We start from the raw sequence: 20,605 nt of genomic DNA on the forward strand, positions 1-20,605 counted from the left end.
TTTATCTTGATATGACACTTGGTCGTTCATCATTGGAAAGAATGGCAAACAAATAATGATCTTTCCACTCTCCATTGATCTTTACATTTTGTCTAGACAGACCCTCTTTTTGAAATCCAGCTTTTTCAAGAACTCGTATCGACCCGAGATTGTGAGGCTGAACACCTGCCTCAATTCTGTGAAGATCCAGCACTTGAAATCCTTCATTCAGCATGAGTGCAATTGCTTCAGTCGTGTAGCCTTTTCCATTTTGTTTTTGATCAAGGCCGTATCCGAGCCAGGCACTTTGAAGGACGTCTCTGACAACACCAGACAGAAGCAGCTTTGTTGGAAGAAATAGCGGAGGAACCGCCTTTTAAAATCACTGAGTTGCTGCCTTTAGGGCAAGTCCTGCTGCATCGACAGTGACATTCGGTCTCGCTTCATAGATCATACTGATTACTCCGAGCGGTACTCTTCGGCTTTTCACATGTAAGCCGTTTTCAAGAGTCCATTCATCCAATATTTCTCCAACAGGATCTGTTAATCTCTTCACAAGCCGTAAACTTTCAGAGAACTCATGAATTCGCTCTTCATTTAACATAAAACGATCCATAAGGCATCTGAGAAGCCCTTTTCTTTTCCTGAATCTAAATCTTTTTGATATTCCTGTAAAATGAAGCTACTTCTTTGTTCTAAAGCTTCTGTTATTTTAAGCAGCGCCTCATTCTTTTCCTCTGTTTGAAGTAAACCTCGTTTTTTTGATACGTGCTTTGCTTTTTTCGCTTTTTCTTTGACCGATGTGATAACTTCAACTGTCAGTGTCATGTCCCTTATGGTTAGCAAACTGGTATTGATAAATCTAAATGACAAACTAATGCTTCAAGATCGACGACATGAACGACTTCACCGTGCGAGTTCGTCAGACGCAAAATTGACAATGCCGAGCCCTATTTCTCTTCCATCTGGATCTAAAATACAAGACAACATCGCCTTTTTTAAACGAACCCTTTACATCTACAATGCCATCAGAATAAAGACTTTTCTCACGATGCATGAGGTGCTCCTTTGTTTTCTCTTGCACAACGATCTCACCTTTTGATCCAGAATGAAAAGCAATCCACTGCTTCTTATAATTCAGCGGAGCCAAGTTTTCATCAGCTGTAAAATAAGTGCCGTCCTCTGTGCCGCTGCTTCAATCTCTTTTGTGATATCTGTGACTTCGCAGATTCTCTTTGCGTCCGGGTTGGTATGCGGGTTATCCTTCATACAAACCATCAATATCAGATAAGTTCGCAAGGAAATCAGCATCTATCAATCCATCTACTTTTGCAGAAAATGTATCATTATCTCAGAACTTCAAGCGATTAATTGTCACTGTATCATTTTCATTAATAATTGGGATAATGCCTCGATCTAATAACACATTCATGGTATTTCGAACATTTTGATAGCGTGTTTCATCTGAAAAATCACTTCGTTTCCTTCACCTTTAAGTTTCACAATTTGATTGACGAGGTTTTCTAGTTTTTTTAAACTAATCTCACCTTGAAAGCTAGTAAGAGAGCTGCTGCCGATTTTGACAACAATTCGTTTTCTCTCTTTATCTGCGAACACCTTATCACTTCTGTATTAAGGCTCTATTTATATAGATACTTTTTGTTTTTGCTCGTCGCTAATCTCTTTTGATCGATTGGCGGCATGTTTGACGGCTTGCTTCATCGCTTCTCCCCCACCAAAATCATCTAATGCATTCAGCCCTGCAGCAGTTGTTCCATTCGGTGACGTGATTTTTTCTCTTAGGACAGAAGGGTTTTCAGCTGTTTCTTGAAGCATTTTGGCTGCACCAAGAAGGGTCTGTGTACCAATTTGGCGAGACAGTTCTTTTGATAAACCTGCTTCTTCTCCTGCTTCTTCAATTCTTTCTATTAAGAAATAAAAATAGGCTGGCCCACTTCCAGCAATTCCTGTGAAAATGTCCATTTGCTCTTCCTGAATGGTATAGACTTCTCCCATTTCAGATAGAAGGGCCTGACTCATGCTCACGTCTTCGGTTTTTACATAACGTCCAGCAGATAGAGCCGTTGCTGATGCCCCGATGGTACTTGACGTATTTGGCATCACCCTTATGACGGGCTGCCCTTCATGCAGCATGTCTTCAATATACGATGCTTTCACACCTGCAAGTACAGACAGGATGAGATGATCTCTCTGAATATGAGGTTTTAATGATTCAAGTGCTGTTTCAGCATCCTTTGGTTTCATTGCCAAGATCAAGATATCCATTTCTTCAAAAGGAAATGAATCCATTGCTGTTGTTTGTATTCCGTATCGCTTCGTTAGTTCATTTAATCGCTGCCTATTTTGCCTGTTTGTTGCGTAAATATGGTTGAGCGGCACCTGTCCTGATCGCACAATACCTGCAATCATTCCTTCCGCCATAGAACCTGCTCCAATGAAAGCAACTTTCTTTTGATCAATGATATTGATCCTCTCCCTTGTTCGGTTTTTGTTCGTGTTTTTCGCTCGTTAGTTATCGTAACATGATGAGAAATGGTGTCAAGAAAGACCTGTCGCTTTTCAAAAGTCCCGAATGCACAGGGGATAGCTTGCTGTATATATGTTAGTCACGCTTTTCTCATCATTAAATTTGGGTAAAAAGAACTATCATTATTTGAATCATAGTACCCTTTCGTTCGACTGAATTCATCATTTTATTTTTGGTGACTTTCTATTCTCCTATACGATGATTGTGTGTGAATATTTCGGTTAGACTATTGACATATTTTAGAAAAAATGTCCGTTGAAGTGAAAATTGACTGGTGATACCGTCAAGGAGAAATCATGTGAAAAAGGAGCGTTCATAATGAAAGTGAAAGAAAACTATGTCAATGTCATTCCAATGAAAGAAATCCGATCTACTGATGATCTTCTTTTCCCGTTCCCTATCTACAATGAGTTACGTTCACAAGGTGATATTAGATACGATGAGACGAGAAAGTGCTGGGATCTCTTTCGATATGCTGATATTCAGTCCGTTCTGAGGCAGCCTAAAGTGTTCTCATCACAGCGAGGAAGAAGCACGTCTAAAACGAGTATTTTAACAATGGACCCTCCAAAACATACAAAGATGAGAGCACTCGTCAATAAAGCATTCACGCCAAAAGCGATCAAACAATTAGAAGATAAGATCAAAGACCTGACACATGATCTATTAAAGCAAGTAAGGGATCAACGTACATTTGATATTGTGCAAGATTTAGCAGCTCCCCTGCCTGTGTTGATCATCGCCGAGCTTCTCGGTGCAGAGGTGAAAGACAGAGAGGTGATTAAGAAGCTTTCAGATGCTCTTGTAGCAGGTGCTAAAGATGAATCAAAGGAAGCCATTCAAGCCGTTGTAGACATGCAAAAACAAGCAGAAGAAGAGCTTTCAGATTACTTTGCTCGTTTGATCGAAAAACGAAAAGAAACGCCTGCTGATGATTTGATTTCTCTCCTCATTCAAGCAGAAATCGACGGTGAGCGATTAACTGAGAATGAACTGCTTGGCTTTTGTATTCTATTACTTGTTGCTGGTAATGAGACAACGACCAATTTAATCACAAATGCAGTACGGCTGCTCATAGAGAAGCCAGATATTGCCGAATCAGTGCGACAAGATCCTTCTCTCATTCCTCAGTTGACGGAGGAAACGTTACGCTATTATCCACCTGTTCAAGCGATTGGGCGAATTGCAGCAGAGGATGTTGAGATCGCCGGCTCACACATTGAAAAAGGAGACTATCTCATTAGCTGGATTGCGTCTGCGAATCGTGATGAACGGACATTCGAGGACGCAGATACGTTTCGACTAGATCGAAAATCAAATCCTCATATGAGCTTTGGTTTTGGTATTCATTTCTGCCTTGGTGCCCCTCTTGCCAGACTTGAAAGCAATATTGCGCTTGAGATTTTACTCCATACGTTTCAAGAAATCACCTCTGCGGCAGATAGGCTAAAACCAATTCAAAGCACGTTTGTTTTTGGGGTAAAAGAATTCCCTGTACAGGTCACCCGTTTTTAAAAGTCCCTTCAAGGGGCTTTTTTTCATTTTTCTTCAATTCATCATCTCTTTCTTACTTCTTACCTTCTACCTCCGAACATGCTAAAATAAAATCCATATCAAGTGATCACGGAATTCGGAAAGGAAGCTAAAACTCATGACCGATTATATAGCAATGAAAGACGGAATATTCAAATCAGTTTGTTCGTTAGATTGTCCAGATCAGTGCGGTCTTTTGATACATAAAGAAAACGGAAAGATCGTCAAAGTTCAAGGAGACCCAGACCACCCTGTGACACAAGGAAACATCTGCAATAAAGTGCGGAATGTGACAGCCCGTTTATATGATGAAAAACGGCTGACAACTCCTTTAAAACGTGTTGGACGAAAAGGAGACGGCCAGTTTGCGCCCATTACGTGGGAAGAGGCCATTGAGACCATTCGTCAAAAATGGACAAAACTGATTGAAGAAAAAGGTCCAGAAAGTATTTTGCCTTACAGTTTCTACGGGAACATGGGTAATCTCAATGCAGAGGGAATGGACCGCCGCTTTTTCTATCGTCTTGGTTCAAGTCAGTTAGATCGAACCATCTGCCAATCAGCAGGAACAACTGGCTATAAATATACAATGGGCGCAAGCATAGGAACAGATCCTGAAGATACCATCTATACAAAACTATTTATCTTTTGGGGCATCAATGCTGTGTCGACCAATATGCACCAAATCACCTTGGCACAAAAAGCTAGAAAGCAAGGAGCCAAGATTGTCGTCATTGACGTTCACAAAAACCAAACTGGCCGGATGGCTGATTGGTTCATTCCGCTTCGACCCGGCACTGACAGTGCGCTTGCCCTTGGCATCATGCATGTTCTTTTTGAAGAAGATCGAACAGATACGTCATTTTTAGAGACTTACACGATCGGTCACAAAGAACTTTGCGAGCATGTCAAGCAGTATGATCCAGAAACCGTTGAACACATTACGGGTGTCCCTAAAGAAGACATCCTCACACTTGCGAGACTGTATGCAGAGACATCGCCATCACTCATTCGCATTGGTAATGGTTTGCAGCATCATGATAATGGCGGGATGAGTATTAGAACCATCTCCTGCCTCCCTGCTCTAACTGGTCAATGGCTGTACAAGGGTGGCGGTGCGATAAAATCGAACTCTTCTTTTCTTAGTTATAATGAAGCAGCTCTTCAACGTCCAGATCTACTAAAGGAACGTGCACCTAGAACATTTAATATGAATCAGCTAGGTTGCGTGCTTATGAACAGAGAGCCTTCCATTGATTCACTCTTTGTCTACTCTTGCAATCCAGCTGTTGTGACACCTGAAGCGAATAAAGTAAGAGAGGGTTTGCTGAGAGAGGACTTATTTACGGTTGTTCATGACCTGTTCCTTACAGAAACAGCCGCCTATGCAGATATTGTTCTGCCTGCGACATCTGCCTTTGAAAACGAGGATTTCTATACATCTTACTGGCATCATTATATTCAAATTCAAGAGCCTGTTATTGAACGCTACGGAGAAAGCAAATCAAACACAGAAGTATTTCGCCTTTTAGCTCATGCCATGGGCTTTGAAGATGAAGCCTTCCGGGAGACAGATGCTGAACTGATGGAACAAGCCCTTTATCACCCGGAAAACCCTCATTATGAAGACATTTCATATAAGGCGTTAAAAGAAAAAAAATGGATCAAAGCAAAACGTGGTCCTTTCCAAGCTTTAAAGCTCCCTACCCCAAGCGGGAAAATTGAGCTTTATTCTGAACAAATGAAAGAAGATGGATATCCAGCGCTTCCAACCTATGTACCACTTTATCAGGAAAGTGATTATCCGCTTACGTTTATACCGGGACCGAACCATAATTTTCTCAATTCCACCTTCTCACTTCATGAAAAGCATCAAAAGCTTGAGAAATATCCGAAGCTTTATATGAATGAACAAGATGCAAAAGAGAGAAAGATTGAAGATGGTGATATGGTGCGTGTGCTGAATGATCGAGGAGAATGCGAGCTTGTCGTTGCGGTCGGTCACAATGTGTTATCTGGCGTTGTGGTCAGTCAAGGATTATGGGCAGATCAAAAAGGCAGAAAGCATTTGGTCAATGGGCTAACACCTGATCGTTTGGCAGATATGGGCGGCGGTGCCACATTCTTTTCTGGCAGAGTTGAGGTTGAAAAACTCATAGAAAGAGAAGAAGCCAGCAATGAGGGGAATGACCCCCATTTTTGAGACAGGAATCAAAACACCTTTATGAATCAGCCAGTTGTTGAAACTCTTTCGGTGACTGGCTGTTTCATTTCAAATTAGGATATTGTTACAGCTTGACAGCGTTGTCTTTTTTTTTCTCCCGTTTCTTCATAGCGAAAGTATTTGAAATCTAGGCAAACACATTCCGCTTGTGTTTTGACACTGCATACCCGTAAAGTCCCCTGTAAAGAATCCGACTCAGCGAATGAAATCATCGGATAAATGGCTTTATTCAAACAGCACATCCACCTTCTCCCACTCTTGTTGACAAAAGAATAAGAATACGTGTATGTCTCCCGGTGAACGGTCACTTTTAAAGACACATACGTGACCCCGTCTGGAATGACGATTTTTTTGTCAACGGCTGAGAAAAGGTCGGTTTTGACAGACAGATAATTCAAGGATACGGTCAAGTGTCTCGTCATATGTCACATGAAGAGCTGTCCAATTTTCCGTATTATAATAATTCACAAGACCAGCAACTTGCTGAAAGTTTTCTGGAAAGAATATAGCTCTTAAATATGAAGAAATAGAAATAGCGAATTTCAAAAACCCCGGCATGTTTTGGAGAGCCAGGGTTTTGGATCGCTTATTTTTTTGTTTGCACCAAAACCCGCTGATTCACAAATCGGTTTTCCAAACAGATCAAGAAAAGACCAGGCTTTATTTGTTCACTAGATCAACATCAATCACTTGATAGAAAGCGTTTTCAGTATCAGCCACATCCCAAACGGCAAGTATGACATGATACCCGAGGCGGTCTTTAGGAATATAAATGTGGTGAGATAAATTGTGAGATGCAGGGGAACCGTCATGCGGAACGGCACCAATCAGTTCAAAGTCTGCGCGCTTAAGCGGTTTGTCAGGATCCCATCCTTTTTTGGTGATATAGTAGTGCCATTGGCTCGTATTGTGGGGAGCGGTATATGTCCAGGTAAAGGTGTGTTCTCCGCCGGTCATGATATGTTTAAACCAGCGATTTTCCGACTGCTGATCAAGAATTCCGGCGAACAGTCCGCCCGCGGATGCGATTTGTCCATCTGCCGGGCCGCTATGCGGAAACCCTTTTTTCGCTTCCAGGCTTTGCGGCTCATACATCACACTCCCACAATTCAGATTGAGAAATCCGAAAGCCTCACTGCACAGAGCCGCTCTGCTCCCCGGTTTTTTGATAAAACCATGAGCGAAGGCCTGCTGAGGAACAATGGACAACCACAGCAATCCGGCTGCTAAAATGAAAGCAGTGCTAAAGGTGGTTTTTGGCAAACGATACACGTTACAATCCCCTCTCTTTTCAAAGTGTTGAGACGGGTATTGATGCAAAGAGAAAACATACGCGACCATTCCAATATTACCCATTCGATTTTAACATCTGACCGTTATAATGCCAAGGGACATTCTCATGACTTTTTCGACTTCTTTTCCGTAGCGCTCCTGAAGAAACGCCAAATTCGATTGAAAAAATGCCTTTTTGCGCTTTACGAAAGCCCCTCAAAAAATTCGGGGCTGGCTGAAATCATGAACGAACAGCACCGGACGGAATCTTTCCGAATCGCACGCTTTGTTTCACGTTTTTTGAAATGTGCTCATTGATGATGGACTTATAATCAATCATCTGTTGGGGCAATAATGAATTTGTAGACCCTTCAAATCCGCATTTTTGAACTTCATACTATTTTCAATAAAACAACTGTTTTAAAGAAAGATTTGTATGGAAAGTTGAAACAAATTATGCTTGAATCAGGATGGCAAAACATTTCAAGTAGAACATCCACTGATTATGATGTAATGTTTTCAAACGGCGAGGATGGAAAGAAGGAAATTTATTTTCAGATAAGGGACATTGCGAGTGTAAGCACTAACTCAATAGCATCCTTTTCAAATTCTAACTCAAGATTTTTTTCAATGAGATTATCAGGAAAATACTTACCGGGGTCTTCCGGGGTCTCTGGCACATTTGCAAAAAACAATGATACTTGGAAAGCTGTTATAGTAACTTATCAATCGGAAATTCTCCCGAATCAGCCCATTGAACTTTACTATATTTGCAATAAGGATAGGCTTATCTTTTTGACTCATTATTCTCTCTCACTTGCTCTGCCATCTACATTAAATTATATAGGTGTCCCAATTACTTTTGCAGATGAACATGAGTGGAGTGCTTGTGTCTTTGCATCAAGTAGCATTGGAAATAGTAGAAGATTGTATGTAACTGATATCAAAAATGATTATTCTGTAACTGCTCCAATCACTTGCTTCACTTATTTAGGATTAGGCGGTAAGAATAAAATTAGTGAAAACATATTGATGAGCAATGTAATTTATTGAAGTGTGAGCGAAGGATTAAGAGGTATGATACCTGAAGTTTTCTCATTCGGTTCTACGGATGGACTTGTCCATGGTGACATGCTTAAAGATGAGGGGAAGGTTTACAAAGTTTTTGAAACAACACCTGGAACATCGAGTGTCTATTCATCATTTATTTCAAAGTTTATTGCGATTAGAATTCGATGAACAACAAAGCCCTTTCTCATTTGAGTAGGTTTTTTTTCAACAGCTGACTAATATTTTCATATAAAAAAGACTCCTTTTATGAAATATTCTTTACTAGAATACCATAAGGAGTCTTATACTTTAATCCATTTTATCTATTTTTAACCATTCAACCTACAGGGCTGATCTGTAGCGGTCGATTAAAACCATATTGATACCTTTTATGATCCTGCACCTCTTGAGGAAAGTAAAACTGTCTCACTTTTGGCATCTGCCTGGGTATGTTGTAGAACAGGGATTCCAAGAATTGCACCTATCAGCAAAGCAGTAGAAATAATCATCATTATTTTTTTCATGATCATATGACCTCCTTTCCTATAAGCGTACAAGATTTTAAAGCCAATTCCAAGAAGTAGTTACTTTCTTCATAAAGATTTAACTTTTTATATATGGAGGCAACATCAGGAGCTAAAGCCTCAATATCAACATATGCCTTTCTTTCTTCCAAAAAACATAGCTCTTTCTTAATGTCCTCATAATTTTCCTGTGGTGCTGTATAACATTTCTCAAGGACATTGAATTTCAGAATAAAATTTGTGTTCTGCTGTTCTTTAGAAAAGGTTTTCCCCTCAATTACCCAACTGATTGCCTGATCCACTTGATCTGACTTATAACTTGATCTTGCAAATTTCACTGTAAGTAAGAAACAGGAGATGACTGTTTTAGATCATGTGTGGAAATTGCTTTGTTAAAGTATTCAATTGCTTCTATATGTTGATTATCCTGAATTTTGAGGAATCCTAGATCATAATAAGCCAAAGCTATCAATCTCTTATCATTCTTCTCAATCAGCCTATCAACGCATTCCAAAAGGATTCTTTCAGCTTTGTCTAGTCTACCATCATCAATCAAATTCAGTGCCAACAACATATTACAGTTTATTGTCTGTATACGGTATCCATCATGTGCCTTATAGATGTCCTTTGCTGTTTGTAAATGATGGTGAGAAAGGAGCGTGACCTTATTGAAATAGTAGAGTGTGCCAATTTTATAATGGAACTCAGCCTTTTCAATCTCATCATAAACCTTGTCCAATTGTCCCTCAGCTACTCTGAACAGGGCTAGAGCTTCTGAATAGTTATTCTTTGCACTCTCATACATTCCTTTGAACAGATAAAAGTAGAACCTCAACATGTCATCTGTTTTGACTCTTTCACTTTCTGTTATTGTTGGTTGCCCTACTAAATCTTCCATAAGCACCTTAAATCTGTAATCGAGAATATTAAAATAGAGTAAAACATCTTGATTTTCTTCCATTTTCCCTATCTTGAATCTCATCCCTCAACTCTACCGCTTGCGAAACTTCCCTCTTTTTTATATGTAAATACCATTTGTTGAGAGTGTTGGCTACATCTACAGAGGCAATTATCCCGACATCCCTTTACCCCCTTCTAAATAAATCTCTTGTATAATTTTAACATGTTTTTTACATATGATGTAAAAGAATTGATCTCACAAATCAAATTTTCGGCATCCCGCAATAAAAAATATTTTTTTATGTAGAGTGTATAGCCATATGCTACACCCGTTAACCTCAATTCTAAATATGGCTATACATTTTAATTTAATCTAACTTATGTTTAGTTTAGTGTTTCATTTGTTGAGGTTTAATCATGCCTTTTGAAAACGAGTATCAAAAAACAATTATGATTGCTTTCTTTACGCTGAGGGAGTTTACTGAATCAGACGCATAGAGCGAATGTCAAAGAGATATTGGATCAAAACCATTTTAATGAGAACAACGGGATCCACACTTGGTCTACCGTTGTCAGAACTATAATGATCTTCAGGCACTAATTCATCTAAAGCCACTACTTTTAATTGATTTCTTCTCTCTTCTTCACGTTTCGATAACATGTTCATCCCCCGCAGAATTGTGTTATTACCCTTATTATACAAAAAAGCTTGTAGACTTTGTCTACAAGCTTTATGCTCGATATTTTATTGCGCTATCGCATAGTTTACAAATTCTACAAAGGCTTCTGTAGCTTTTGGACCGCCATTAATCGTCTCGTTTGAATAACCCCCATTATGAACCCCTACGATTTGTTGGTTTTGATCTAGCATCGCAGAGCCAGAATTGCCGCTATACGTATCAATCGTATAGTATGCTAGATTGGTATCTTCTTTTGTCACACGACCTGACATTTCCCATTGTGACACTTTACCAGTTGATCTCATTTTATCAGCTGGATATCCAGAGATTTTAATCGTTGTTCCAGTCAGATTTGTCACCTGTCGGATTGAGCTGTATCCGACCATATTTCCGATATTCGTATCTGTTTTAATGACGGCAAAATCATATTGGCTCGCGCCTGTATTGATATATCCGCTTGGTACATAGAATTCGGTCATATTTGCTGAGCCGTTCACGGCAGTGCTATCATTCATGCCTGGATATACAGACCCTTTTTCACTATAACTTCTTGTCGACGTAGTGTACACACAGTGTCCATTTGTCAAAATTTTGTTAGGGGCAATGAGTGTCCCAGTACAGCTAGATTCGCCAAATGTTATATAAGCAATAGAATTGTATGGCGCAACTCTTGTGTTCTCTACTTTTGTTCTATCATCGTCTCCAATGACTACTTTTGTTTGATAGTCTTTTAAATATTTAGTTAGTGGTTTTACTTTTTCGCCAACAGTTGAAGAAAGATCATCCACTTGATCAAAGGATAAGGGGGCTTTCGTATCTTTGTGGAAGTCTGCTGAAGAGATCACCTTTCCGTCAGAAGTCACCATGTCATAATCAGACGTTCCTACTGAATCCGATGTGGCTTGGGCAAAACTAGGCACACTTAAAGCACCAAAAACGAGTAGAGAAGGGATTAACTTTTTCAAATTTTTCATCATATTCCTCCTTTTTATTCTATAATTAAAATCATATAATTGTTTCATATTGGAGTAAATGAGAGAATATTCTCATTTTTTACAAAATATATAATTTTGAAATTAGTTGTTTTGTCTCTTTAAACATCTATTCTATCTATGAACAAAGAAAAAACCGCCAGATCGACGGTTTTCTCTGTGAGTTAGCTCCACACATCTTTTACATATCTATTGTCATTAGAAAGTGAAATCAGCCAATTTTCAGATGTTTCTTTCGAACACTGTTTCACGGTTTGATACAGATCGACAAGCGTAGCCTCTACATCTGGTGCCATGACTTTTCCATCCCCGCAAATATACAGATAAGCACCTTGGTCAAGTAATTCAATGAGCATGGCGCCATCCTTTTTAATCAAGTGCTGGACATACACTTTATGCTCATCATAACGAGAGTAGGCCCGGTGAATGGTGACAACTCCTTTTTGCGTTGCAAGCTGCATGTCGTCAAAATACAGGTCGTCTTCATGAGGATGACGACAGCCAAAATATAGATGAGCCTCACCTAGTTGTTTTCCTTCATTCTGCCACTCTTCCCTTGCCTGAACAAACCCTCTGAATGGGGCGATTCCTGTTCCTGGTCCGATCATGATCATTGGGGTTTCAGGGGAAGGAGGCAACTCGAATCCTGTCTGTGCTTCATGCAGGAAACAAGCCACTTCTTCTCCTTCTTGTAGACCACATAAGTAGTTTGATGCGACACCGGCGTATACTCCACGGCCATTCCATGCCTCGCCTTTCACAACAGCTACTGTGATACTGAGCCGTTTTTCATCTACCTTTGGTGAGCTAGAAATCGAGTAATAACGCGGCTTCAAAGCGGATAATAGAGCCAAAAAGTGAACAAAGGGCAGCTCACACGCTTCATATTGTTCTAATAAATCCAGAATGTTCACTCGTTTCTTTAATATGGCCTCTTGATAGGCTTCACCTGCCATTTGTTCAAGCTCAATGCGGTGAGGCGGACATACCGTATATTTTGCGAGCTCTCTTAGCTGCGTACGGGTCGCAAGCTCTTGAATCTCAACATGGGACGCCAATAATTCTCTGATTTGAATCGGCTGATCTAATGGTAAATGACTGGTGTCTTTTTCAGAAGAGAGCTTAATGTGCTGCTGAGGATCTAGTTTAAAGCGATTGGTCACCCGCTGTACGAGCACATCACTATTTTTCGGTACGATCCCGATATGATCCCCTTCTTTGTATTGTTTCCCTTCAGGCAATTTGAGTTCAATATGTCTTGTTTGGCGCTGACTTTTTTCAGATTGTAATTCTTGATTCCTCAATACAAAAGCTGAAAAGGCACCATATGTTTTCGCCACAGGACGTTCCACTAACTCATTCGTAAAATCAATTGATAGATTTGGCTTTTCCTGACTTTTCTCCTGCAAGGTTAAATTAAATGCTTTTGCAAGCTCTTCGAAGACAGTCTTCTGGAATGTTTCTTTATCCTCATCCATATCACCGCCTGCATCGCCTTCGCCTAAATCAGCAACACGTTTCGCTCCTTTTCTTTCAAGTGATTCATCGATGAGACGAGGGATACGCTGATATGTGCTCGCCCAATTTCGATCTCCACACCCAAACACTGCAAATGTCACGTTTAATAAATCCTGCTCCTCATCCTGCGTCACCCATTCCACAAATTGTTTCGCATGGTCAGGCGGATGCCCATTGTATGAAGACGTCACGATCAATACAGCGCCTGACTCAGGTAATTGGCGGGTATAGTCATCAAGTGGTGCAGTTGTCACGTCAAACCCTTTTGATTTTCCATCTTCAGCAAATTCGTTGGCCATCTGCTGTGCAGTGCCAAGATTTGATCCATACAAGACAAGCAGAGGCGTACCGTGACTGGCCACTTTTGACTCATTAGTGGCATTGCTTTTTTTCGATTCCTCTTTCGTTGGTGGCATAAAGAATTGCTGCTTTCTTGGCTGCACTTTGATTTTAAAATCGTTTGGCTTGATCGTTAGGGATTCTTTTAAATCCAGCTCATATGAAGTGTGATCAATCAATTCCAGATTGTGCAGCACCATAGCCAGAACCATGGTGGCTTCATGAAGTGCAAATTGCATACCAATACATGCACGCTGGCCATTTCCAAATGGCTTATAGGCATGCTGCGGAATCTTTTCAGGGTACGTAAAACGTTCAGGTTTAAATTCTTCTGCATCTTCTCCCCAAACCGCTTGATCCCGATGTAATTTAGGAAGCAGGACGCTGACACTTTGGTTTTTTTTAATCGGATATTCCCCTCCGATGACTGTATCTTCTTTCGCATAAAGTGAGAAAGAAGGTGCTGTGGGCCAGAGGCGAAGTGCCTCATTTAGGACCATACGGGTGTAGCTTAGCTTTTGCACCTGCTTATATGTCGGCAGTCCGCCTTGCAGCACATCATCCGCTTCTTGAACGGCTTTCTTTAATTTGTCTGGGTTTTTTAGTAAGAAATAAATTGCAAATGATAGCAGTCCGCTTGTTGTTTCATGACCAGCTATTAAGAAAGTAATGATCTGATAACGGATATTTTCATCCGACAATCTCTCACCTGTTTCAGGATCCTTTGCATGCAGCATGAGAGACAGTAAATCCTCGCCTGTATGATCTTGGTTTTTCCGTTCCCTAATAATGGCATCTACTAACTGCTTCATAAAATCGACATTTTGCTCAAATTCTTTTTTTCTTTTAATCATTAGTTTATCTGCAAACGGCCATCTGCTCGTTTGATCCATTGCTTCAATTAAACCTTTCAGCATGCTTTCGATAAAAGGGTGCTGATTTTCCTTATAAAAGCTGTTAAACCGAAAATCAAACCCGCATAGTCCGATCGTATCTAAAGTGAGCTTTGTCATATCTTCTGCTACTTCAATTTCTTCATCTCGGCCTGACCTTTGCCATTTTTGCACAAGCTGTGTTGCAATATCGAGCATCATTTCGTGATAGCCCTTCATTGCTTTCTGGCTAAAGGCAGGCATCAAAATTTGATGGGCTTTTTTCCAGTTCGGCTCTGCTGTCCAGCTAGTAAATAGCCCATCCCCTGCAAATGCCCTGGCTTTGTCGAGACTAACCCCAATGTATTTATCAAAACGGCTCTCATCACACACTTCGCTAACAAGTTCATGGCTTGAAACAAAAATACTTGTTTGACCTGTAAATTCAAACTGAAAAATTGGCCCTAAATCATCTGCTAAACGCCAAAAAGTTTGAGCAAGCTCTCCCTTCTTTAAAAGGGGGATGTTTTTTAAAGGTCCGTATGTTTTTGGTTTTGGAATGATTGATGTTTGTTTCATGTGTCCACTCCCTTTATTTCATGATGAGGCAACGCTAATGGCGCGCCATAAGCATTGCTCAATTTCCTCTAAAAATTCAATCGTTGGCTCTATTTCCTCTGCAAGAATCTGTTTATGAAGCTGTACAAAAGCACCAAATACAATCGATAAAATGGTTCTTCCCGAGAGATTTGGATGAATCCCATCCTTCTTCCCTTCTTCAAAGATGAGAAATAGCTCATTTAACAAATGCTGCATTTTTTCTTTACTCGTATCATCTAAGTAATGTGACCGTTTATCAATTTCTAAGAAATAAAGACCACTTGGATTCTCCTTTGTAAACAGAACCAAGCAATAAAAGATATGCTTGAAATAAGCCCTGATACTTGCTTTTGGATCTGGACTGTTTGTATTCATTTTGTCGATAAATGCTGTAAGGCTTCGCTGGTACAATATATTCACGAGCGCTTCTTTGCTATCGAAATACCGGTAAATGGTTCCCGCTCCAACATTGGCATTTTTTGAAATCATTGGCATCGTAGTGCCATCAAATCCTCGTTCAATAAATAAATCAAGTGAAGCCTTCATGATCTGCTCCTGTTTATCATTAGCTAATGGCATTTCATCCTCTCCTCTTAATGATTAGGAATGAATGTTCATTCCGCATGAGACATATTATATTAATATTTTAGTTTCTTCTATTTTACTTAAACATACTTATTTTGCTCCGTCACTACATTTTCTAAAAATAATAATAATTGAGAAATGATACTTAGTCAGTATGCATCCAAAAGGCTTATAAATATTGTCAAATTCGTGACGCGGGGGTGACATGGGCCCTACACATTCATTCCTGATCGATTGGAGAATGAATGTCATCGTCATATGTATCAATATATAAGCTCCCATTACTGGCACGCACGGCGTATACAATGTCTTGTAAGGTCAGCTGCCTTTTTTGAAGTTCTTCATGTACCCATTGCTCCGATAATTGGTTTTCATGGATGTTCTTCAAAATGAGCTTTCCGTCCATGATGACTTCAATTGGCATGTAACGCTCTGCCTTCATCCACAAATTAATATCCTTTCGCGTTACATTTTCAAATGAAGGATATTTTTTCACTGACATATGCCCATCTGTTTCAATCATCGCAAATTCAACTTCACTAATATCAAACACACCTTTTTCTCTGAGCTGCTGGTTTAAATAATCAAGTGTATATCTCATGCCCTTCATATTGTCTTCAAGAATTTTGCCACTTTGTATCACAAGCGTTGGTTTACCGGCCATAAATCCTCTCATCTTCCGGCTTCTTAAAGCAAGCAAAGAAATGACATAAATAATGATAACAAGTGACAGAAAAGAGATCGTCGTGTGATGAAGCGGAAGCGTGGTATTAAACGCAAGGTTCGCCGCAATTGAACCTAAGCTGATAGCTGCAATAAAATCAAAAATATTCATTTGCGCAATGGTTTGCTTTCCAAGAAGACGAGCTCCGCCAAATAAAATAGCAAAAGCAAACATCGTCCGAACAATCACTTCGATATAATCAGGCATTTAAGATTCCACCTTTCCATTTCATGAAAAAAAGCCTTTTCTTAGAAAAGACTCTTTTTTAGACTATGCATTTATTCCATCATTATGCAATTGAGTAGCTTCGCTTTACTCGAATGTAATCGCAGCTCAATAATGACATATCCCTCTTCTTTGATCGAGTCATCATGAGATACGGACTGATACCATTTATTGAAAGATGTCCAACCATGAAACGCAGCTACTTTCTGCTTGCATGGCATTTCGATTTGTTCACTTAGTCTTTTCACTTCAGAAAATGGCGCTTTTTCATAGGTCAGCCGACGCTTTATACTATTTTTTGTAATAAAGCTGTGTCAAGTGGCACTTGCGTGAAATATATACCCTGTAACAATACGTAGTGGCTAATGATTTCTATTGAGAAATCGACTTACTTGTAACATGTGTTGCATTAATCACAGTAAAGGTCCCGCATCTATTCGGGCTGTGAGTAAATCAAATAATAAAGACCAGACTTTATGACCTGTTTGCTTGTAATTTCCGGTTTTCCATTGATTGATAACTGCGGGGGCTGGGTCAACAGATGGATTTAAAGGAAATGGCTCTAAGCCTTGCTATGATCCACGTTGACTTACCTACACCTGGGAGACCTCGTAAATAGACTAAAGTTCTCATATTGGTTCTCCTATAATGAATAATATTTTTACCATTACAAATAAATTATGGATAAATATCAACCTTTTGTTTATTATAGTAATATATAGATATAAAGGGAGGACTATCTCGTGTCTAATGGAGAAAATGTAGCATTCAACATTGGAGATATCATATTTCAAGTGTTTTCGCTTCTATTCATTGCTTTTATTGTGACATTCATTGTTATTGCGTTTCGAATGCTCAAAAGAAAACGATTGGAATTTAAGAAAGTCGAAGCTAGATTAAACGAAGTGATTAAAAAAAACAATTTAAAAGAGTAAAAAATCCGGGGATTAACCGGATTTTTTTGTTGCCATCACTTAAAATAGAGACAGGAGCACTCGACCATTTGACAATAATAGAAGAAAACGAAATGGCCATAATTGAAATCACAAGCGGCAAGATGATTTTTAAAACTTATGAAAGCCCTGATTCATTATCTATTAGTAGATAAACGGCTCGAAACGGACCATGAACACCAACCACTAAATTCATTTCAATATCGGCAGAATTACTCGGACCTGATATAAAATGAATGGCTCCTTTTGGCTGCTCCCTCTCTTCTACCGACCGATTGAAAGCCGAAACGGCCTGAATCATTCGTGGAACAATCGTGCTCTTTTCTATACACACAATATACATCATTGGTAAAAAATGAAGTGCTCTTCCTTGACCTTGATGGGATGAAACAACAACCGTTCCTGATTCTGCAAGTGTGTAATCACTGAACACAACTGCATATTTCGCTTTTTCTGCCTGCCTTATATTTTCGTACCTTGAAGCATCTGCTTCCCAGCTAGTGACTGCGATGCCTTCTTTTTGCAAGCCGACAAACATAGGGTGAAATCCATATTGACCAAAACGGCTATCGCTTGAAGTCATCACTTCACCCTCTCCATACTCTGCCATTATTGAGCATAATGCAGACGGCGCTTCCTGCGGCGTTGTTTCAATCACTCTTGTGTGAATTTGTTGACATTGCTTCTTTAATTGCTCCACCAATTCTTCTTTAGACAGAAGCCCGTTTGTTTCCCAATGTACTTGATGTTTCCATACCGGACGCTGGATAGATAGAGAGGGACCTTTGCCTAATTGATGCTGGATATGAGCTAAAAACGAATCTCGATGAGAAATGCTTCCTTTCATTCCCGCTCCTCCTTTTGTTTCTTTTTAAACCAATCTCGAAATCTCTCTTTACTTGGAGCTGGCAGGTCGCGAATATCTGTCCAATTCTTTAAAGGACCCATTCCTTTTGAAATCCGTCCATTTGAGGCCATACGATTCATCAAAGCAGGGGCTACCTTTGTTCCAAATTGATACACGCTGGGAGTCGATGCCCCCATTCCAAACATTTTCATGGCCATCATTTCAGCTTTGGGCGCTATCCCCTCTTTTTCAACGATGACTTGTCTATGTTTGACTAATAATTCATGAAGTGGAATTTTCACGGGACAAGCTTCCGTACAGGCTGCACACAAGCTTGATGCAAAGGGAAGCTCTTTGTAGTCATCATAGCCGCCAAGAAGTGGCGAGAGAACAGCGCCAATCGGACCCGGATAAATCGATCCGTACGCATGTCCGCCAACATGCCGATAAACTGGGCATACATTAATACAAGCTGCACACCGAATACATTGCAGAACAGGCTGAAAAGGTGTACCTAATATATTTGACCTCCCGTTATCAACAATGACCAAATGAAACTCTTCTGGCCCATCGACCTCTCCTTCTCCTTTTGGCCCCACGACGGAGATATAACTTGTTAATTTTTGACCGACTGCGCTTTTGCACAAAAGTCCAACAAGGACATCAAGCTCCTCCATCGTTGGAACAAGCCGCTCCATCCCCATGACTGCTATATGTGTCTTTGGTATAGCAGTGACGAAATCCGCATTCCCTTCATTTGTCACAAGACAAATTGAGCCTGTGTTCGCCACAGCAAAATTACAGCCGGTCACGCCAATATCGGCTTCGAGGAATTTTTCTCGTAATATCGCTCTCACAAAGCTCGTCATATCTTCAGGGGTGTCTGACATGTCATATCCAAGCTTTTCGTGAAACACTTCCCGTATTTGCTCTTTTGTCATATGAAGAGCAGGTGCCACGATATGCGAAGGCGATTCATGATCGTCTACTTGCAGAATATATTCACCAAGATCGCTTTCAACTACCTCACAGCCGATCTCTTCAAGTGCTTGATTCATTTCAATTTCTTCTGTGACCATAGATTTTGATTTGACGATCTTTTTGGCCGCTTTTTTTTGTGCCACCTCTTGAATATACGCTGATGCCTCTTCCTTTGTTTTTGCAAAAAAGACATGGCCTCCGCGTTCACTCACGCTCTCGCTTAATTGATATAAGTAGTCATCAAGATGGGCCAGTGTATGCTGCCTGATCTCCTCGCCAAGTTCACGCCATTTTTCCCAGTTGCCAAGCTCTTCGCTTGCAGCCAACCGCCTTTTATACAGGCGCTCCTGTGCCGAAGAAACAGCTCCTCTCATGACAGCGTCTTCTAAGCCTTCCCCGATTCGCTCTTTAAAGGCCTTCTCTCCAATTTTCATACTCATGTGCCGTTCCCCCTCTTAGCGTCAGCGGCTATTTAATACTTCTGCGATATGCATCACTTTGATTGGTTTTTCAAGACGGTTCAGCCTTCCACCAATATTCAGCAGGCATCCACAGTCAGCACCAATGATATAATCAGCGCCTGCTTCCTCTATACTTTGTACTTTTTCGTCGACCATTTGCTCAGAAATGGGTGTCATTTTCACTGAAAAGGTTCCTCCAAATCCGCAGCAATTTTCTGAACGAGGCAATGGTTCAATCGTCAAATCTTTGACATTTGACAACAATGTGAATGGCGCTTCCTTAATTCTTAGCAGTCTCGTCATATGGCAGGAGGTATGGTAGGTTGCTATTCCTTTCAGACTCGCACCTACATCTGTCACGTGTAAAATATCAACAATAAATTCCGTTAATTCATAGGTTTTCGCAGCAAGCCCCTCAGCCTGGGCTGACCACACTGGATCTTCTTTCAAAAGATGAGGATACTCTAAAAACATCGCCTTACAAGAACCTGATGGTGTCACGACATATTCAGCTGATTCAAAGGCTTTGATCATGTTTTTCGCTGCTTTGATCGTTTCTTTTGTATAGCCGCTGTTAAAGGCTGGCTGCCCGCAGCACACTTGTGCTTCTGGAAATTCCACTTCAACACCGAGGCGCTCTAACACCTCGACTGTCGCCCTTCCTACATTTGGCTGCATTGTGTCAATTAAACAGGTGACGAATAAACTGACTTTCATCCGCGAACTTCCTTTCTTTTGTTCCACTTTGATTCATATCTGGTCATCTGATGACTAAATGATAAGTCTTCATTTCATTTT

The 20,605-nt window shown here is 40.3% G+C and carries 17 protein-coding genes and 5 pseudogenes; 5 read left to right on the forward strand and 17 right to left on the reverse strand.

All coding sequences use genetic code 11. From position 1 onward, the window contains the following. Nucleotide 1 precedes the first annotated feature (1 nt). The 5 genes and pseudogenes from WAX46_RS09185 to proC form a co-directional block, all read right to left on the reverse strand. Nucleotides 2-322, reverse strand: coding sequence for a GNAT family N-acetyltransferase (locus WAX46_RS09185; protein ID WP_336493732.1), 321 nt, complete (start codon nt 320-322; stop codon nt 2-4). 39 nt (nt 323-361) lie between these two features. Next, nucleotides 362-595, reverse strand: coding sequence for a hypothetical protein (locus WAX46_RS09190; RefSeq protein WP_336493712.1), 234 nt, complete (start codon nt 593-595; stop codon nt 362-364). Beyond that, complete coding sequence (locus tag WAX46_RS09195; protein ID WP_226568610.1) at nt 577-807, reverse strand: hypothetical protein; 231 nt, start codon at nt 805-807, stop codon at nt 577-579. The genes WAX46_RS09190 and WAX46_RS09195 overlap by 19 nt, the downstream gene beginning before the upstream one ends. 11 nt (nt 808-818) lie before the next feature. Then, nucleotides 819-1,596, reverse strand: a pseudogene (locus WAX46_RS09200) (glutamate 5-kinase). 27 nt (nt 1,597-1,623) lie between these two features. Beyond that, a complete protein-coding gene (gene proC, locus WAX46_RS09205; RefSeq protein ID WP_376776445.1) occupies nt 1,624-2,421 on the reverse strand; it encodes a pyrroline-5-carboxylate reductase in 798 nt (265 codons plus the stop codon). Between the two features lie 424 nt (nt 2,422-2,845). On the opposite strand from proC, the gene WAX46_RS09210 reads away from it, so the two are divergent. Together WAX46_RS09210 and WAX46_RS09215 are read left to right on the forward strand one after the other, a co-directional pair. Beyond that, nucleotides 2,846-4,042 (forward strand): cytochrome P450, encoded by a 1,197-nt coding sequence (locus tag WAX46_RS09210; protein WP_336493713.1) that lies wholly within the window; start codon nt 2,846-2,848, stop codon nt 4,040-4,042. Between the two features lie 136 nt (nt 4,043-4,178). After that, complete coding sequence (locus WAX46_RS09215) at nt 4,179-6,263, forward strand: molybdopterin oxidoreductase family protein (RefSeq protein WP_336493715.1); 2,085 nt, start codon at nt 4,179-4,181, stop codon at nt 6,261-6,263. Between the two features lie 74 nt (nt 6,264-6,337). Here WAX46_RS09215 and WAX46_RS09220 read toward each other — a convergent pair. Together WAX46_RS09220 and WAX46_RS09225 are read right to left on the reverse strand one after the other, a co-directional pair. Continuing rightward, nucleotides 6,338-6,788: pseudogene (locus WAX46_RS09220) on the reverse strand (glycoside hydrolase 43 family protein); the annotation flags it as partial. A 162-nt stretch (nt 6,789-6,950) separates the two neighbouring features. Beyond that, nucleotides 6,951-7,517: pseudogene (locus WAX46_RS09225) on the reverse strand (lytic polysaccharide monooxygenase auxiliary activity family 9 protein); the annotation flags it as partial. Between the two features lie 483 nt (nt 7,518-8,000). Between WAX46_RS09225 and WAX46_RS09230 the strand changes: the two are divergent. Both WAX46_RS09230 and WAX46_RS09235 read left to right on the forward strand, forming a co-directional pair. Continuing rightward, nucleotides 8,001-8,609 (forward strand): hypothetical protein, encoded by a 609-nt coding sequence (locus tag WAX46_RS09230; protein ID WP_336493716.1) that lies wholly within the window; start codon nt 8,001-8,003, stop codon nt 8,607-8,609. Nucleotides 8,610-8,633: 24 nt separating this feature from the next. Next, nucleotides 8,634-8,795, forward strand: a complete 162-nt coding sequence (locus tag WAX46_RS09235; protein WP_336493718.1) for a hypothetical protein — start codon at nt 8,634-8,636, stop codon at nt 8,793-8,795. 200 nt (nt 8,796-8,995) lie between these two features. Here WAX46_RS09235 and WAX46_RS09240 read toward each other — a convergent pair whose 3' ends face one another. The 7 genes and pseudogenes from WAX46_RS09240 to WAX46_RS09280 all read right to left on the reverse strand — a co-directional run bounded on the left by WAX46_RS09240 (nt 8,996) and on the right by WAX46_RS09280 (nt 16,547). Further along, nucleotides 8,996-9,130, reverse strand: coding sequence for a hypothetical protein (locus tag WAX46_RS09240; RefSeq protein ID WP_264188736.1), 135 nt, complete (start codon nt 9,128-9,130; stop codon nt 8,996-8,998). 2 nt (nt 9,131-9,132) lie between these two features. After that, nucleotides 9,133-10,203, reverse strand: a pseudogene (locus tag WAX46_RS15830) (Rap family tetratricopeptide repeat protein). Between the two features lie 317 nt (nt 10,204-10,520). Next, a pseudogene (locus tag WAX46_RS09260) lies at nt 10,521-10,691 on the reverse strand (transposase); the annotation flags it as partial. An 84-nt stretch (nt 10,692-10,775) separates the two neighbouring features. Continuing rightward, the gene (locus WAX46_RS09265; RefSeq protein WP_226568622.1) at nt 10,776-11,684 is read right to left on the reverse strand and encodes a trypsin-like serine peptidase; all 909 of its coding nucleotides are present in this window, start codon (nt 11,682-11,684) and stop codon (nt 10,776-10,778) included. 182 nt (nt 11,685-11,866) lie between these two features. Continuing rightward, nucleotides 11,867-15,010, reverse strand: coding sequence for a bifunctional cytochrome P450/NADPH--P450 reductase (locus WAX46_RS09270; protein ID WP_226568624.1), 3,144 nt, complete (start codon nt 15,008-15,010; stop codon nt 11,867-11,869). Between the two features lie 18 nt (nt 15,011-15,028). Continuing rightward, nucleotides 15,029-15,610: a TetR/AcrR family transcriptional regulator gene (locus tag WAX46_RS09275; RefSeq protein WP_226568627.1), complete on the reverse strand. Its 582-nt coding sequence runs from the start codon at nt 15,608-15,610 to the stop codon at nt 15,029-15,031. A gap of 226 nt (nt 15,611-15,836) precedes the next feature. After that, the gene (locus WAX46_RS09280) at nt 15,837-16,547 is read right to left on the reverse strand and encodes a DUF421 domain-containing protein (RefSeq protein WP_226568629.1); all 711 of its coding nucleotides are present in this window, start codon (nt 16,545-16,547) and stop codon (nt 15,837-15,839) included. Between the two features lie 761 nt (nt 16,548-17,308). Here WAX46_RS09280 and WAX46_RS09285 point away from each other — a divergent pair. Next, nucleotides 17,309-17,500: a hypothetical protein gene (locus tag WAX46_RS09285; RefSeq protein ID WP_336493725.1), complete on the forward strand. Its 192-nt coding sequence runs from the start codon at nt 17,309-17,311 to the stop codon at nt 17,498-17,500. Between the two features lie 136 nt (nt 17,501-17,636). Here WAX46_RS09285 and WAX46_RS09290 read toward each other — a convergent pair whose 3' ends face one another. From WAX46_RS09290 to WAX46_RS09300, 3 genes are read right to left on the reverse strand one after another with little or no spacing between them, the layout of a single operon-like run. Continuing rightward, nucleotides 17,637-18,365: a LutC/YkgG family protein gene (locus tag WAX46_RS09290; protein WP_336493726.1), complete on the reverse strand. Its 729-nt coding sequence runs from the start codon at nt 18,363-18,365 to the stop codon at nt 17,637-17,639. Continuing rightward, nucleotides 18,362-19,786 (reverse strand): LutB/LldF family L-lactate oxidation iron-sulfur protein, encoded by a 1,425-nt coding sequence (locus WAX46_RS09295; RefSeq protein ID WP_226568637.1) that lies wholly within the window; start codon nt 19,784-19,786, stop codon nt 18,362-18,364. Before WAX46_RS09295 ends, WAX46_RS09290 begins: the two co-directional genes overlap by 4 nt. A gap of 21 nt (nt 19,787-19,807) precedes the next feature. Then, on the reverse strand, nt 19,808-20,524 hold the full coding sequence (locus WAX46_RS09300; protein WP_336493727.1) for a (Fe-S)-binding protein: 717 nt from the start codon (nt 20,522-20,524) through the stop codon (nt 19,808-19,810). Between the last annotated feature and the right edge of the window lie 81 nt (nt 20,525-20,605).

The sequence above is a fragment of the Bacillus sp. FJAT-53060 genome (assembly GCF_037104745.1).
Taxonomy (GTDB): domain Bacteria; phylum Bacillota; class Bacilli; order Bacillales; family Bacillaceae; genus Bacillus; species Bacillus stratosphericus_B.

Bases quoted from the DNA above. Each gene is read 5' to 3' on its own strand.
- WAX46_RS09265 (WP_226568622.1), bottom strand. From the start codon at position 11,684: ATGAAAAATTTGAAAAAGTTAATCCCTTCTCTACTCGTTTTTGGTGCT.
- WAX46_RS09190 (WP_336493712.1), bottom strand. From the start codon at position 595: ATGGATCGTTTTATGTTAAATGAAGAGCGAATTCATGAGTTCTCTGAA.
- WAX46_RS09300 (WP_336493727.1), bottom strand. From the start codon at position 20,524: ATGAAAGTCAGTTTATTCGTCACCTGTTTAATTGACACAATGCAGCCA.
- WAX46_RS09240 (WP_264188736.1), bottom strand. From the start codon at position 9,130: ATGAAAAAAATAATGATGATTATTTCTACTGCTTTGCTGATAGGTGCA.
- proC (WP_376776445.1), bottom strand. From the start codon at position 2,421: ATGGCGGAAGGAATGATTGCAGGTATTGTGCGATCAGGACAGGTGCCG.
- WAX46_RS09295 (WP_226568637.1), bottom strand. From the start codon at position 19,786: ATGAGTATGAAAATTGGAGAGAAGGCCTTTAAAGAGCGAATCGGGGAA.
- WAX46_RS09280 (WP_226568629.1), bottom strand. From the start codon at position 16,547: ATGCCTGATTATATCGAAGTGATTGTTCGGACGATGTTTGCTTTTGCT.
- WAX46_RS09235 (WP_336493718.1), top strand. From the start codon at position 8,634: ATGATACCTGAAGTTTTCTCATTCGGTTCTACGGATGGACTTGTCCAT.
- WAX46_RS09215 (WP_336493715.1), top strand. From the start codon at position 4,179: ATGACCGATTATATAGCAATGAAAGACGGAATATTCAAATCAGTTTGT.
- WAX46_RS09270 (WP_226568624.1), bottom strand. From the start codon at position 15,010: ATGAAACAAACATCAATCATTCCAAAACCAAAAACATACGGACCTTTA.
- WAX46_RS09275 (WP_226568627.1), bottom strand. From the start codon at position 15,610: ATGCCATTAGCTAATGATAAACAGGAGCAGATCATGAAGGCTTCACTT.
- WAX46_RS09210 (WP_336493713.1), top strand. From the start codon at position 2,846: ATGAAAGTGAAAGAAAACTATGTCAATGTCATTCCAATGAAAGAAATC.
- WAX46_RS09195 (WP_226568610.1), bottom strand. From the start codon at position 807: ATGACACTGACAGTTGAAGTTATCACATCGGTCAAAGAAAAAGCGAAA.
- WAX46_RS09290 (WP_336493726.1), bottom strand. From the start codon at position 18,365: ATGAAAGGAAGCATTTCTCATCGAGATTCGTTTTTAGCTCATATCCAG.